At 44.0% G+C, this 15333-nt stretch carries 13 protein-coding genes; 4 read left to right on the top strand and 9 right to left on the bottom strand.

The window, feature by feature from the left end:
- Positions 1–11 precede the first annotated feature (11 nt).
- The 9 genes from BM528_RS10010 to pseB form a co-directional block, all read right to left on the bottom strand.
- Positions 12–1067 carry an FkbM family methyltransferase gene (locus BM528_RS10010; protein WP_071979674.1) on the bottom strand — a complete coding sequence of 352 codons (1056 nt, stop codon included), beginning with the start codon at positions 1065–1067 and terminating at the stop codon, positions 12–14.
- Entirely contained in the window at positions 1064–2587 is a 1524-nt protein-coding gene (locus tag BM528_RS10005) for a class I adenylate-forming enzyme family protein (protein WP_071979673.1), read from the bottom strand. Before BM528_RS10005 ends, BM528_RS10010 begins: the two co-directional genes overlap by 4 nt.
- Positions 2587–2841, bottom strand: coding sequence for an acyl carrier protein (locus tag BM528_RS10000; protein ID WP_071979672.1), 255 nt, complete (start codon positions 2839–2841; stop codon positions 2587–2589). Before BM528_RS10000 ends, BM528_RS10005 begins: the two co-directional genes overlap by 1 nt.
- Before the next feature lie 9 nt (positions 2842–2850).
- Entirely contained in the window at positions 2851–3903 is a 1053-nt protein-coding gene (gene pseI / locus BM528_RS09995) for a pseudaminic acid synthase (RefSeq protein ID WP_071979671.1), read from the bottom strand.
- A 1-nt stretch (position 3904) separates the two neighbouring features.
- A complete protein-coding gene (locus BM528_RS09990) occupies positions 3905–5044 on the bottom strand; it encodes a Gfo/Idh/MocA family protein (RefSeq protein ID WP_083595256.1) in 1140 nt (379 codons plus the stop codon).
- Positions 5041–6603, bottom strand: a complete 1563-nt coding sequence (locus BM528_RS09985; protein ID WP_071979670.1) for a hypothetical protein — start codon at positions 6601–6603, stop codon at positions 5041–5043. Before BM528_RS09985 ends, BM528_RS09990 begins: the two co-directional genes overlap by 4 nt.
- 1 nt (position 6604) lies before the next feature.
- On the bottom strand, positions 6605–7294 hold the full coding sequence (gene pseF / locus BM528_RS09980; RefSeq protein ID WP_332249014.1) for a pseudaminic acid cytidylyltransferase: 690 nt from the start codon (positions 7292–7294) through the stop codon (positions 6605–6607).
- 186 nt (positions 7295–7480) lie between these two features.
- Positions 7481–8644: a UDP-4-amino-4,6-dideoxy-N-acetyl-beta-L-altrosamine transaminase gene (gene pseC, locus BM528_RS09975; RefSeq protein WP_071979668.1), complete on the bottom strand. Its 1164-nt coding sequence runs from the start codon at positions 8642–8644 to the stop codon at positions 7481–7483.
- Entirely contained in the window at positions 8641–9642 is a 1002-nt protein-coding gene (gene pseB, locus BM528_RS09970) for a UDP-N-acetylglucosamine 4,6-dehydratase (inverting) (protein WP_071979667.1), read from the bottom strand. The genes pseC and pseB overlap by 4 nt, the downstream gene beginning before the upstream one ends.
- A gap of 331 nt (positions 9643–9973) precedes the next feature.
- Here pseB and BM528_RS09965 point away from each other — a divergent pair, with 331 nt between their 5' ends.
- The 4 genes from BM528_RS09965 to BM528_RS09950 all read left to right on the top strand — a co-directional run bounded on the left by BM528_RS09965 (position 9974) and on the right by BM528_RS09950 (position 15141).
- Positions 9974–10771 (top strand): flagellin, encoded by a 798-nt coding sequence (locus tag BM528_RS09965; RefSeq protein ID WP_083595255.1) that lies wholly within the window; start codon positions 9974–9976, stop codon positions 10769–10771.
- 196 nt (positions 10772–10967) lie between these two features.
- A complete protein-coding gene (locus BM528_RS09960; RefSeq protein ID WP_071979666.1) occupies positions 10968–12440 on the top strand; it encodes a sigma-54 dependent transcriptional regulator in 1473 nt (490 codons plus the stop codon).
- 136 nt (positions 12441–12576) lie between these two features.
- Positions 12577–13779 carry a sensor histidine kinase gene (locus BM528_RS09955; protein ID WP_083595254.1) on the top strand — a complete coding sequence of 401 codons (1203 nt, stop codon included), beginning with the start codon at positions 12577–12579 and terminating at the stop codon, positions 13777–13779.
- An 18-nt stretch (positions 13780–13797) separates the two neighbouring features.
- Positions 13798–15141, top strand: a complete 1344-nt coding sequence (locus BM528_RS09950) for a sigma-54-dependent transcriptional regulator (RefSeq protein ID WP_071979665.1) — start codon at positions 13798–13800, stop codon at positions 15139–15141.
- The last annotated feature ends 192 nt before the right edge of the window (positions 15142–15333 follow it).

Below are 15333 nucleotides of genomic sequence, written 5' to 3'. Positions count from 1 at the left end.
CGCCTATGTCCTCATTTTTTTGGAATACAGTACAACACGGTTTCAAGCAACATATCACCATATACTCTGATGTACATATCATAGTTATCGCAATACTCCCTAATGAGTAATGGAATTTCCCAAAGGTCTTGGGGTTTATGGTAAAGACTAATTGCCAGTACCGGCGTGAAGTCCTTGATTATCCTTTTAGCCCCTTTGAGCGCATTACACTCGGAGCCCTCAATGTCCATCTTAACGAAATTGGGTGCCATGTGGTAAACACTATCATCAAGGCTCACTACCGGTATGGTTGTATTTCCACCCGACTCTGTTATTGCGCTAGACGAGCCTACGCAGCTATCGAACGATAACAACGCCATCGTTGACCACAATCCAGCAGGATAGATGTAAAGATTGCGCGAGATGTCGAGTCTTTTAGCCGCCTCTTGCAGTTTTTTTATATTGTGAATATCCGGTTCGAAACACGCAATGCCGCTAACACACCTGTTCTTTTTTTTGTTCCAAAGAGCTTTGAGTGTATCGCCCGTGAAGGCCCCTGCATCTACAAAGCGGATGTCGTCTAGCGCACTAAAGACATCGACATCAGATGGAAAATACTGAGTTTCTTCAAGTTGAGGTATCACATAATCTTCGGGTTTGAATGCGGTGCGAAAGCGAACTATCTGTTCTAATAACTCAATGCTTTTCGTGTCAGACAACAATGATTTAAATTTACTTATCCGTTTCAGATTTAAACGTTCTTCAACATTATCATGCCACCACATACTTTTTGTTTTGAGTTCATGAATAATGCCTGGATAGGCCAATACACTTTGCGTGAAGTCTAGGCATCGCGTAAACCCTTCGCTCATCATCCTTTTTTTAATCACATGGCTTATAAGGCCTACTGAAATAAGGATCTCGAAGTGCTTATCGCTGAGCTCTTCAGGCTTTACAATGGGAAGTCCAAGGCAAGTGCTAGCGCTTGAAAAATTATCTACAAACCCGTCAACGTTGACATCACTTTTTGATAAAGCACTTAAAAAGGCCTTTCCTTGGATCCCTGCACCAAATATATATCGTTTCATTTCTTGCTCTCTGCGTACATTAACGCTCTTAGAGGGAGGGTCCAATCTGTATTCAGCGGCGCGTATTCTTCTCTAAGTACGTTTTTCTGTATTTTTCCAGTGGGCCCAAGAGGAAGAGAGGAAACAAAGAAGTACTTCAACGGCCTTTGAAATGGTGCAAGCTGACTATTGGCTATTTTTCTTAATGCACGTTCAGCGGAATTACTTGCCACACAAACCGCCACGACGACTTCACCTAAAAAGTCATCTGGGACACCAATAACGCTGACTTCGTCAATCGCATCACAGGTGGCCAATATGTCTTCAATGTCCTTTGGATAAATATTAATACCGCCCGAAATGATAATATCTTTCTTCCTCGATACGTAACTTAAAAAGCCTTCGTCATCCACTTTTCCAACGTCGCCAGTTCGAAAGAAACCGTCTACAAGATTTTGTGAATAAACATCGTCTTTGCCATAGTATCCATTGAATGAAAGTGGTGTTTTGACCATGATTTCGCCAATCTCTCCTTGAGCGCAATCGCTTAAATCATCGCGAAGAATTTTGACCTCGACACCTTCACAAATAGTGCCCACGGTTGCAGTTTTCTTATCAGCATCTGAAGGATAGAGGTTCGATACTATAGCCACTTCCGTTGTACCGTAAATCTCATGGAAGTTGCAGCCAAGATACTTAAACAAATCACTTTTCAACTCATTGGAAATGGGCGCTGAAGACGTAACAATGGTGTTTAGAGACTGAAGTTTATCTGAATAAGACACCAAATCATCCTTAAGCGCTTGAAGGTGAGACGACACGGCAATCACGAAACTAACTTGGTATTTGTGCACGGCCGCGAGCCAGTCTGCAGGTGTAAAACGTCGCATATAAACGAGCGTTGCACCCGCCGCCAATGCAACAAAAACGTGCCGTTGTCCTAATGAGTGGAAAAAAGGCGATGCACACAAAACGACATCGTCAGCCGTTAAACCGTACAGTTGTATCGTCTGCTGTGCGCGTGCGAGTTTTGTGGCTTGATCCACCATAATGGGTTTCGGATCACCCGTAGATCCAGATGAAAACGTGATTAAAAAATCATCGATATCAGCGCCGCTCATGTCGACATAGGCTTCTGTGGTGGTTGAGCGCTCGGCGTCAAGTTCGTCGCTCGTCAACAGCACTTTTGCATCTATCGTTCGGCAAGTTTTGACGAACTTTTCATCGCAAAAAACAGCATTCGCGTCGGCTGCGTTTATCACGGTTTTCAACTGTTCGCGCGTTAACTGGCAGTTGACCGGTATGAGTGTACTGTTGGTCTTGGCAAGACAAAGGGCCCACGCGATAAGGCAGGGAGCACTTTCTGACATCACCACCATACGGACGGGGTGTGAAATGTTAGCTTGTAGGAGTAATGATTCACATTTTAAGGTCAGTTCAAAAAGCTTGTGATAGGTGTAACTTCGTCCATCAAAATAAAGCGCTACCTTATTTGGTTGGAGATTTTTTATTGACTGTATATGTGAATATAACGCCCTCATTAGCTATCACCCCGTTTCGCATGGACTAACTTAGCTAATGGCCCGACAGTGCGAATTGACTCATCTGAAAGCTCATCGATAGAAAACTTGATTTCAAACTCACTTTCTAACGTGATAATGAGGTTTAATATAGCGAAAGAATCTAAAATGCCGCTCGTTGCGAACTCAGTAGTAGCGTCAATTGATGGCGCAGCCTCGCTCGTGTTCTCTTCTATGTATTCAACAATAAACTGAGTAATGTGACTTAGTGACATAACCTTTCCTTAATCAATGACATCCCAGTTAAGGCGGTCGCCTACCGTGAGCTTTGTCTTTGCTCTCCTTCCTAAGACTTGATTTTTGAACTTAGGATCAAGGCCAAAGCCTGGTCGCACTGATTTGATGTTTTTTTCTGTAAACACCTCACCTTTTTCCATGTCGCCGGAGACGTAGAGAGAGCGTTTACCGTTTTTGTTTTTGAGTGCTTCAGGTGTCAAATCGTAGTTAACGGCTCCGATAGCTTTCTCTGCGGCTCTTATTTCATTGACCATTTGTTGAAACTCAGAAATGGTTAACGAGAAGAAGCTGTCTACGGTTTCTTCTGAATTGTCGAGCTTGATGTGTTTTTCGATTACACACGCCCCTAACGCAACGCCAGCAATGCTTACCCCAATGCCTACCGTATGGTCAGAAAGTCCAGCAAGGCAGCTAAAGGTGTCCTTTAAATTAGGTATAGTTTTTAAATTCACTTCCTCTGGAGGGGTAGGGTAAGCGGTAGTGCACTTGAGTAAAACGATATCGTCACAACCGTGCAGTCTTAAATGGCTTACCGCGTTAGCGACCTCACTTAAATTGGCCAGCCCAGTCGAGACAATGACGGGCTTACCCGTTTTCGCAACCTTTTCAAGAAGAGCAAGGTCGACGATTTCAGGTGATGCAATTTTATAGACCTTACAGGGGTACTGCTCAAGTTCATCGACTGAACTTTCATCGAAAACTGAACCGAATAATTCCACACCCAATTTTTGCGCTTCTTCAAACAGCGTGGGGAGCCATTCCCACGGCGTATGGGCGTACTCGTAAAGTTCGTATAACGAATTGTACTTTTCCCACGCATTGGCACTAGGAATAAGAAAGTCCTCTTTTGAAGACTTAAGCGTTATTGTATCCGGCCGATAAACTTGAATTTTTATCGCGTCGGCGCCTGCGCTGTGCGCCGCTTTTAAAAGCTTGATGGCGTTGCTAATATCGCCACCATGATTTCCTGAAAGTTCAGCGATGATATAGGCCTGCTGCCCTTCTCCAATGTGTCTGTCTCCAATAGCTATGTGTTGCATTTTACTGTTCTGCCTCTAGTGATACCCACTGCTTGCTCTCATTAGCCTTACTTGCTGCATCTAATACTGCTAACCCTTCATGAGCATGCGTCCAGCCAAAAACATAGGGTGATGAAAAGACGTTAGTTTCTTTGAATTGCGTTAAACAATCGGCGAGGTCGTTGTATAGGTTGGCAAACGCTTCGATAAAGCCAGAAGGGTGACCCGGTTTAAATCGTTCTCTAATCTCTTCTTTGTGCTCGCAGTTTCCTCTGTCGACAATGACGCGACGGCTGTCAGAGTGCGCAATATGAAGGTGTTCGGGATCTTCCTGAACCCAAGTTGCGCTTGCTTTGTCACCGTACAAGGTAAACTTTAAACCATTGCGATGCCCTAGCGCCGTCTTACTTACCCAATAGTCTGCTTTAAGTCCTTCTTTATACTCCACCCAAAAATGTGCGTCATCGACGATGCTGTCAAAGATAGAGAAGTTATTAAAATCGCCTAAAACAGAAGCGGGGGTTTGCCCGGTAAGAAAGCCGCAAAGGTGATGGACGTGGACACCGAGATCGAGTAAAAGCGTTGGGATCTCACCATCTTGCAGACGCCAAGGCTGTGGATGCATTTTTTCAGGTGGTTGAATAAAGCCATCCGACGGCATTTCGATGCGCATTTTTAATAGCTTTCCAAGATCACCATCGTCGATCATTTTCTTTAGCACTCGGACCATGGGATAACCACTGTAATTAAACGTGACCCCTAAGAAGCCACCATGTTTCTCTAAAGCCTGTTTTATTTTTAGTGACTGAGACAGGCTAGCAGCCATGGCTTTTTCGCAAATTACCGGGATATTATTCTCAAGCAAGCGGCAAACGATATCCACATGGTCTGGTGTAGGCGTTAGTACGCACATGGCATCGACTTCGCGTTTTTTTTCATCGATGTAGCGTTGCCAGTCACTGTAACATGCGCTTTGTTTTAATCCCCAAACGCTTCCTGTTTCTACGGAACGGTCGAGATCCCGGCTAAAACAACCCGATGTAACTTGCCAGCGATTATCGAGTTGGCTGGCGCACCAGTGTGTGTAGCCCACCGCTGAAGTGTGTGCGCCGCCAATAAAACCTAGTTTCAACGGTTTGTAATTCATACTATTTGTTGTCATGACGATTGAACCTTTTTCGTGCAAGGCACTTTCATTACGCGCTGAAATTCATCACTATTCGCGTGGGGGAATAAGCTTTGACAAACACTATCATAAGCATGTGTCGCGGGTATTTCTTCAAACCCAAGATACTTGTTGAGCAATTGTACAAATTTATTGTCTTTGTGAATGACTGCAATCCACGGGGTGTCGGCAAGATGTTCTTCACAGTGTTTTAACTGCCATTGCAGCGCGACCAACGCACTTTGGAAGTTGGTTTCCTTTTCTACGACAAACCACCCCCCAACAAGAAACGTTTTGTCGTCAACCACTACGCTCTCATGCCAGATATAAAGCTGTGGCACTTTGCTTTCGTACAGTAAATACGAGTGGCGCTTCGTGTTAAACCACCACGTGTAATGGTCAAGCTTTGAAATTTCGCTGTGATCAATCATGCGGATTTGATTTTTGGGGTGGTTTCTCGCCGCCAAATAGCAGTTGATGTGAGTGTCGTCAACCGGTTCGAGTTCATACCCATTGCACAATGGAATAAAGGTTTTACTTGTGACGTTGGTGGTAGCTTTGTCAATCTTATTATTATAAATAGCATTGTAAATTCTTTCACAGCCTAAGGTATCTACGTTTACCACGGCATTGTCGCCAAGCGCTTTAACTCTTTTATGCTGTTGCATAAATACGCGCACGCAATCTGCTAATTTTGGTAGCATTTCATTATTAAAACTCGGCAAATGAAAATAGTGACCAATATCCTCAAGATCGGGTATGTCTGAATTTTGGTTCTCTGCTGTAGAAAAGGACAACATGGGTATGCTGAGGGCGCGAAGTTGATAAAGAATACCGCCGGCTGCACCTATATACAATCTGACGTCTTTAAGCTGTGAGAAAAGTTCAGTTTTCCCTTGAAGCACTTCTACGTTAGCGCACGACTGCAGTTTCGGAATAGATATGTTGTCGTGAGGCCCTACCACTAACGTCAGCATGACGTTGTCTGGCAACTGTCCAGCTAAAGTAATCACCTGCGATGTGGTTAGAAAGTGCTGACCTACCATGATACGGCTATGCTTCTGGAGGGAAGGTGCAACTTTTGTTCGACAAGGTAGGTGTTCTGTCCGTGCAGGCATTAATGCAAACGACGGTCCTAACAAATGAACGGCATTTCGGTTCGTGAGCCCTTTGTATGCCAAAGCAGTATTACTACCCCGCCATTTAAAATCAATTAAAACGTCGCAATAGTGCCGGCGCCTTAGATCATCAATGACCACAAGCTTTGTAACGAACTCTGATACCAGCTTCTCCCACGCTTCACCAACGCCGTAATGATCAACGAATAGTGTAGAAATGTTTTCTGCTCGGATTAACGAAATGATATCAACGGGCGCTATCGTCGTGGCTAAACACTGAAAATCGTCTAAGAAAGAAGCGATGTTTTGCGAGTACCAGTCAACTGCGAACAAACATTCAATGTTTTTGTCGGCCAGAAAACGCGCTAGATCTCTGCAACGCACGAGATGACCTAACCCTTTCTCAGGTAACGTTGAAACCACAAAAAGGCATCGCATATCAAGTGGCTCCTTTTATGCTGTTATTAGCGTTAAACATCGCTTCTGCTCTAATCCAGTCGGCTAACGTATCGATGTCTTGCACCAAGTGTTGTGGTAAGACAATGGGCAAACTGTGACTTTCAAACATTTTAAGGCCATGTGAAAAGGCATCAGCTTTACCCCAATAAAACTGACCTGCGTCGAAAAATGCCTCTTCTAGATCTTGAGAGCGAGTATTGAAATACTCCGGGTTAAACATTTCAACGCCTTGGTTTTCTGTTTTTTTAAACGCTCGTTGAATTGATGAAGGGAAGGCGCAAACACCAAACGCATACTCTTTTTGGGGTAGTCCGACAAGTTGTTTATATGCTGAGGTAAGGATCTGTGAGGTCACGAAGGGAGCGGTGGCATAAAGCGTACATACATAGTCTAGGTTTCCCAAACTTTCTCGTGCCCAATCGATGGCGTGTTGGATGACAGGCAAAGTGGCGCAATGATCATCTGACAATGAAGCTGGTCGAATAAAAGGCGTTTGTGCGCCCATTGCACATGCTACTTCTGCAATCTCATCATCATCAGTTGATACCAGCACGTGTTCAAACAAGTTACTTTCTAACGCAGCTTTTATTGAATATCCAATAATAGGGGTACCGCAAAAAGTCTTTATATTCTTTTTCGGTATACGTTTGCTTCCACCGCGTGCCGGTATAATACAAATGTTAATAGGGTCACCTTAAACTTAATTTCAATATCGTTTGTCTATAGCTCTTGCGTAGACCATCGGCTTTCTCACACCGCCAACTACCACCGCCAAAGTTTGTATCGGTATGTTCTTACAAAACTTTATAGAGGAGTCGAGTTGAAAGCATAAAGAAATGTACATTGATATATACACTTACACGTCGCAAAGCACCTCTTTAACGGTGTGAATGATGAATTGTACTTCGTTATCAGTGATTGATGGAAACAGCGGCAACGTAATTACTTGGCGATAATAGTCTTCTGCCTGTGGGAAGTCGCCTTTTTTGAAGCCTAAGTCGGTATAAAAGGGTTGAAGATGGATCGGAATGTAGTGGACATGTGCAAAAACTCCGTGCGAGCGTAATTTCTCTATAACCTGTCGATGCGTAATTTCAGTAAGGCGTGTTGCCAATATGCAAAACAAATGGTAACTACTATAGCAATATTCGCTTACCACAAGCGGTTGAATGAAATCTTCGTTGGCAAAGCCCGCAGCGTATTGCTTTGCTATTGCATTTCGACGTGCAACATAGTCGTCTAATTTCTTTAGCTGGCTGAGACCAAGTGCTGCTTCTACATCATTCATGCGGTAGTTGTAACCAAGTGTTATTTGTTGGTAATACCAAGGGCCATGAGATGACTCGGTCATTTGATTTTGATCAGATGTCACACCATGACTGCGTGCCAGGCGCATTTTTTCAGCGAATGCGCCATTGTTGGTGAGCGCCGCCCCCCCTTCGACTGTTGTTATTATTTTGACGGGATGGAAACTGAATACACAGATGTCTGAATAGGCACAACAACCAACGGGCTTGTCCCTATATGATGCTCCCACAGCGTGTGACGCATCCTCAATGACATAAAAATCGTATTCCTTGGCTAACCTTGATATGGCTTCCATATCGCAAGACTGACCTGCAAAATGAACAGGTATGACTGCTTTCGGTAAGCAGTGTTGTTTTTTGGCAAGAGCAAGTTTCTGTTCCAGTTTTTGCATGCACATGTTGCCAGTGAGGAGATCTATATCCACAAAGTCTACGGTAGCACGGCAGTAAATTGCGCAATTAGCAGAAGCGACGAAGGAGTTAGGTGACGTCCAAACAGTATCACCTTGCTCTACTCCAAGCGCTAGACACGCTATATGTAACGCAGAGGTGGCGCTGTTAACGGCAACAGTATGTTCGACACCACAGTAGTCTGCGAGTGCTTTTTCGAACTTGGGAATAGTTGGCCCTTGAGTAAGCCAACCAGATTTTAATGTAGATATTACTGCCTCAATATCTTTTTCATCTATGTCTTGACGACCATAAGGAATCATTGGAGGGATGCTCCGTTAAACTGAACGATTTCATTTACCGAAAGGAAGTGAGGGTTAGTATCTGACACATATTCAAATCCCTCTGAGACTGGTTTTCCACTCTCATTTAAGGCGTTTGCTGTGAAATTATTACTTCGATGAAAGAATCGAATTGCTGGAGCGATGACGAAATGATCTTCGTATTCAAATGTATGAAAGGCCATATCACCAGGGCACATCATTTCGTGTAATTTTTCACCGGGACGAATGCCTACTATTTTAATCGGTATATCTGGTGCCATTGCTTTTGCAAGGTCGACAATTTTGATCGATGGAATTTTTGGAACAAATATTTCTCCACCCAGCATTCGTTCAAAATTCTTAAGTACAAAATCAACACCCTGTTGGAGAGTAATCCAAAAGCGCGTCATCTCTTGGTGTGTAACAGGGATATGGTCTGTACCATCTTTAATAAGCTTCTTGAAAAAGGGGACAACCGAACCTCGAGATCCGACAACGTTTCCATATCGCACCACAGAGAATCGAGGTTTCTCAGTACCCACCATGTTGTTTGCCGCAACAAATAGCTTGTCTGATGCAAGCTTTGTTGCACCATATAAATTCACCGGGTTTGCCGCTTTGTCTGTTGAAAGTGCTATGACTTTTTCTACGCCATTGTCAATTGCTGCGTTAATTACATTTTCGGCACCATCAATATTGGTACGTATACACTCAGTCGGATTATATTCTGCTGCGGGAACTTGTTTCATGGCTGCAGCGTGAATGACAAAGTCCACGCCCTGCATTGCGCGCGTTAGTCTGTCTTTGTCACGAACATCGCCGATGAAATAACGCATGCAGTTAGCATTAAACTTTTGCTGCATTTCGAACTGTTTTAGTTCGTCACGAGAATATATAATTAAACGCTTTGGTGTGTATTTAGCTAACAGAATCTCTGTATATTTGTGGCCAAAAGACCCCGTCCCACCAGTTATCAGTATTGATTTCCCATCAAACATAAATCTGCCGCTACTTTATGATTATGAAATAAATATATCATGTGTCGGCGGTAATGCCATAAACCATTAGTTTTTATGTGAAATTCACACGTATTTTTATACTTTAGCTAGCTCACATGTTCGTAAAAAGACTATCCAAAGTAGGGCAGAGCCTACCCCTTAGCTTTGTTTATGATTTTCGTTTCTCACCAAGATTACATTCTTTAGTATAACGCTACATATAATGCACTGAATTTTAATACCAATTGGTAATGCTTATAAGACGTGGTTGGTTAGATGTTGAGCAGTATTGTGCTATACTCAAACTAAGATTTTTCTGATAGGCAGAATTATGCAAATAGATAACAGCGGCCCATCATCGCTAATTGGGCAAATTCAAGAAAAGCAAAACAACCTTTTCGAGAAGCTCGCCTCTGGTAAAAAAGTCAACAATGCGCTGGATGACGCGTCTGCACAGCAAATCATCGACCGCTTAACCTCGGAAGTTGAAGGCAATCGCCAAGCTGTCAATAACGTGTACGACGGTATCTCAGTTGCACAGGTAGCAGAGGGCGGGCTAGGTAGCATTAATTCCGACGTTGATAGAATTCGTGAGCTTACTATTCAGTCAGGTAATGGCATTTTAAGCTCAGGCGATCGCCGCGCAATTCAGTCTGAAATTACTCAGCTTCAAGAAAATATCTCGCAAACTATCGAGCAAACCAATTTTGCTGGTAAGCCTCTTTTGTCAGACAACGGCTCGCTAAATTTTCAGGCTGGTGCAAGCTCCGAACAATCTATCAGTGTGCAAACGCAAGATATAGCGGCTCAGTTAGGTGGTGTGCTCAATATCGATATTACATCGGGCACGAGCGTAAATGATGCTTTATCGGCAGCCGATTCTGCGCTTGAAATAATTGGTGGCGCAAGAGGGGAGCTCGGTGCTACGCAAAATCGTTTTGAAAGTGCAGCGAGAACGCTAACACAAGCTAATGTTAACACCGCTGAAGCGCGCAGCAGAATACAAGATCTTGATTTTGCACAGGCTTCCTCGCAGCGTGCATCGAACGATGTGCAGTCGCAAGCTGCCCTAGCTGTTCAAGCCCAAGCTAATCAGCAGGAAGGTCAGGTACTGGCGTTACTTAATTAATCAACGTAGCATTTTGATGCTGCATTTTAAGTATCGCCAATAGCGTTATTCTCTACAAATTAACCAAAAGAAGCAGGGTAACCTGCTTTTTTTATTGCTATATTTCCGCAAACATTGGTTGCAGAGTTATCTTTTACCGTTACAATTTGCTTATGCGCTACACTATAAAAAATAACAAAGCGTCATTGGGGAATAGATGAAGGACATATTGCTGGTTAGTGATAATCAGGAACTTATTCAAAATTTAGAAACTATAGTGACCTTCATGGGAGAATCGTGTTTATCACGAGGACTCAGTGATTGTCATGAGTATCTTTCTAAATCCGGCGCAGACGCTGTACTCATCGAGTATGCGTGTGAAACCACTGTCTCACAATTAGTTGAAAATTTTCCTCATATACCTTTTGTTGCGCTTGTTCAAAATGAAGGGCAGGCCAACGTTAACTGCAATATGGTGAGCGTGTTAAGTACGCCACTCACCTATCCCGTTCTTACTCAAGCTATCCACCGCTGCCAAGAGTATTCAAGCCGTAAACCTAACTTATCGAGAACAGCAGGTACAAAAACACGCTTGTTTAGAAGTCTTGTGGGTAAAAGCGACCAAATACAAATTGTGCGCCGTCTGGTGGAGCAGGTTGCACCCACCGACGCTACGGTGTTAATCCTTGGTGAGTCAGGCACTGGTAAAGAAGTGGTTGCGCGAAACGTTCATTTTTTCTCTGAACGTAAAGACGGCCCGTTTATACCCGTTAACTGTGGTGCTATTCCGGGAGAGCTTTTAGAAAGTGAATTGTTCGGTCATGAAAAAGGCGCTTTCACTGGAGCCATCAGCGCTCGGAAAGGGCGCTTTGAATTAGCCGAAGGCGGCACCCTGTTTCTTGATGAAATAGGCGACATGCCGCTTCAAATGCAGGTAAAGTTACTTCGGGTTCTGCAGGAGAAAACCTTTGAGCGAGTGGGCGGGAACAAGCCTATCAAGTGTAATGTTCGTATCGTTGCTGCTACACACCGCAATTTAGAAACGATGATCAGCGAAGACAAATTTCGTGAAGATTTATATTATCGCCTTAATGTTTTTCCAATAGACAGCCCAGCTCTTCGCCAGCGAAAAGACGATATTCCGCTTTTGCTGCAAGAGATCAACAGTCGAATAAAGGGCGATGGAGTTGATGGGGTTCGCTTCACAGAAAGAGCTATATCGTCTCTGATGGAACACGAGTGGGCGGGTAATGTGCGTGAGTTATCTAACTTGGTTGAACGCCTTACTATTTTGTACCCTGGTCAGATTGTGGATGTCAGCGACCTTCCGCCGAAATATCAATATGGTGATACGGCAGCCTACGAACCGGATTATCCGGAGGAAATTCTTGAGCGAGAAGCATTTAATGATTTATTTGCCGAGTCTGCTGCACAGGAAAGATTAGAGGAAGAAGCGTCTCAAACAGCGTCTGAAGAGACACCTTCAGAGAGTGTGGTGTCGTCTACATTGCCTGAAGAAGGTGTTAACCTAAAAGAGTATTTGTCTGAGCTTGAGGTAACGCTGATAAAACAAGCGTTAGAAAGTCAAGATTGGGTTGTCGCAAGGGCTGCAGATAAATTAGGGATGCGCAGAACCACACTAGTAGAAAAAATGCGGAAATACGATATCCAGCGTACGGAAGAAGCGTAACGTCATCTATTTGACGTTTCTCAAACTCCCGCTTTTCTCTCTTATCATTTTGAAATTTATAGAAAAATAAAACTGGCACATCTTCTGCTTTAGTAAGTTCATATTTCGTTAACGTCTGCATTTTGACGAGGGTAATATGGCTTACGACAGCTCACAATCAATATCCGAATACGCGGCCTCAAGCTTTGTTTTTCACGGTGTGAAAGACAAACGAGAGCATACATTCACATCAACTGATTACAGCGCATCCAATAATAAGCTCTCTTCTTCAGAAGAGTTAACCTCTTTACGATTGCAAGCTAGCCGTCTAGAGCATCTTTTACAGGTGATGCCAGCAGGCGTTATCGTTCTAGACGGTAAAGGTATTGTCCGCCAAGCTAACGATCAGGCAAAAGCGTTACTTGGTGAGCCTCTCGAGGAAGAGGTGTGGCGGAGTATTATTACGCGCTCTTTCAAGCCTCGAGCAGATGATGGCCATGAAGTATCACTTGCTGATGGGCGAAGGGTAAAGCTATCTATTACTCCACTTGAGAACGAGCCGGGCCAGCTAATTGTTATCACCGATCTTACTGAGACGCGTGAACTTCAAGCGCGTGTAAGTCATATGCAGCGACTATCCTCATTAGGCAAAATGGTAGCCTCTTTAGCGCATCAAATACGCACACCTTTGTCGGCTGCGGTTCTGTATGCATCTAATCTCAAGAGAAAAAACTTACCAGAGAGTGCTTCTCAGCAATTTGCCCATAAACTTACCGACCGCCTTAAAGATCTTGAAAGCCAAGTGAACGATATGCTGCTTTTTGCTAAATCAGGCGAGCAGCAAGTAGTTAGTCAAATTTCTCTTTCTGAGTTATTTAACGCCATTGAGCCAAGTGCCACAGCCATGGCGACACAAGAACAGCAAGCATTGTCATTTAAAGGTTTCGACACTCCATTAACCTTAACTGGAAACTTAACGGCTCTCCAAGGTGCAATATTGAACCTTATCCACAACGCCAGCCAGGTAACACCGAAAGGGTTTGAGATTATTGTTCAAGCGAATCAAATTAATGATGCTTTGGTGATAGAGGTCATCGATAGAGGGGAAGGCGTGCCCAATGCGATAAAGTCGAAAATATTTGAGCCGTTTTTTACAACCAAGACTCACGGAACAGGTCTGGGGCTAGCTGTTGTTAAGTCAGTGGTAAATGCACACGATGGCTCAATACACATTTGCGATGCGGAAAATGGGGGCGCATGTTTCAGCATCAGTTTGCCCTGCCAGCCTTCATCGGGCGGTAAGTTATCAGAAAATGCTGAGCTTGGAAGAAAAAGTACTGTGATGACGAATGTCGCGTAATAAAACGGGAGAACTCCAATGTCTAAAACTACTATTTTAATTGTTGAAGATGACGCAGGTCTTCGCGAAGCGCTCCTCGATACGCTATTGCTTGGCGATTACGACGTCATAGATGCCGATTGTGCGGAGTCTGCACTTATGATCCTTTCCGCTAGAAATGTAGACTTGGTGGTGAGTGATATTCAAATGGGTGAAATGAGCGGTCTTACTCTGCTAAAGAGCATTAAGGCAAAGTATCCAAGTATGCCAGTGCTACTAATGACAGCGTACGCCACAATCGATGATGCGGTGCAGGCCATGAGAGATGGCGCTACAGATTACCTATCGAAACCTTTTGCACCGGAAGTGTTGCTGAATTTAGTGGGGCGTTATGCACCTGCACAAAAAATAGAGTCGCGCACACCAATTGTTGCAGATCCCTCTAGTATCAAGCTTCTTGAGCTATCTCGTAAGGTAGCAAAATCAGAGGCCACCGTTATGGTACTTGGGCCTAGTGGCTCAGGAAAAGAGGTGATATCACGCTACATACACGATCAGTCAAATCGCAGTGAGTCGCCTTTTGTCGCTATTAACTGTGCCGCTATCCCTGAAAATATGCTTGAAGCAACCTTGTTCGGTTATGAAAAAGGTGCATTTACCGGCGCTGTACAAGCCTGTCCTGGAAAATTCGAACAAGCGCAAGACGGCACATTACTTCTCGATGAAATCACAGAAATGGATTTAGCTCTGCAGGCCAAGCTGCTACGGGTATTGCAAGAGCGAGAGGTAGAGCGATTGGGCGGTCGAAAAACAGTAAAACTGAATGTGCGAGTTATTGCAACGAGTAACCGAGATTTACGTAAAGCGGTTGATAATGGTGAATTCAGAGAAGATTTATACTATCGACTTAACGTGTTTCCTATTGAATGGCGTCCGCTAGCGCAGCGTCCAGGCGATATCGTGCCACTTGCTGAGCACCTCATTCAGCGCCATGCAAGTCAGCAAGGACTGGGTAACATAAGGTTGAGTGCAGCAGGGCGAAGCAAGTTGTCTCAATATCAATGGCCTGGAAACGTACGTGAGCTTGAAAATGTTGTACAACGAGCGCTTATTTTGTGCGAGAACGGTGAAATTGATTCAAGTGATTTGATGATTGATGAAAGCGAAGCACTGTCAACAGACACGAATAGTGCTATTGAGCAAAATGAGGATAGCCACCTCGGCTCAGAGTTGCGCTATCAAGAGCACCAGATAATTTTGGATACGCTAGCGTCCTGCAACGGCAAACGAAAAGATGTAGCAGAAAAGTTAGGAATTAGCCCAAGGACACTTCGTTATAAGCTTGCTCGTATGCGCGACGACGGCATCGAGGTCCCAGCATAACATTAGGGTGCCAGCCTAACGTTAGAAAGATTATTTACTCAAAAGCCACCGTCATATCGGCTTAACAATTTAGGTACACTAACCGTCATCAACATAACTTTTTGATGACGGTTTTTTTGTTGTCTTCAGTAACTGCACATATCACTCTCAGCCGCCATTATTTTGGCTCTCTGCTCTTATTCTTTGCAACTA

The sequence above is a fragment of the Alteromonas sp. RW2A1 genome (assembly GCF_001886475.1).
Classification (GTDB): domain Bacteria; phylum Pseudomonadota; class Gammaproteobacteria; order Enterobacterales; family Alteromonadaceae; genus Alteromonas; species Alteromonas hispanica.
The sequence above is the reverse complement of the archived record's forward strand: the minus strand, read 5'-3'. Positions and strand labels throughout refer to the sequence as shown.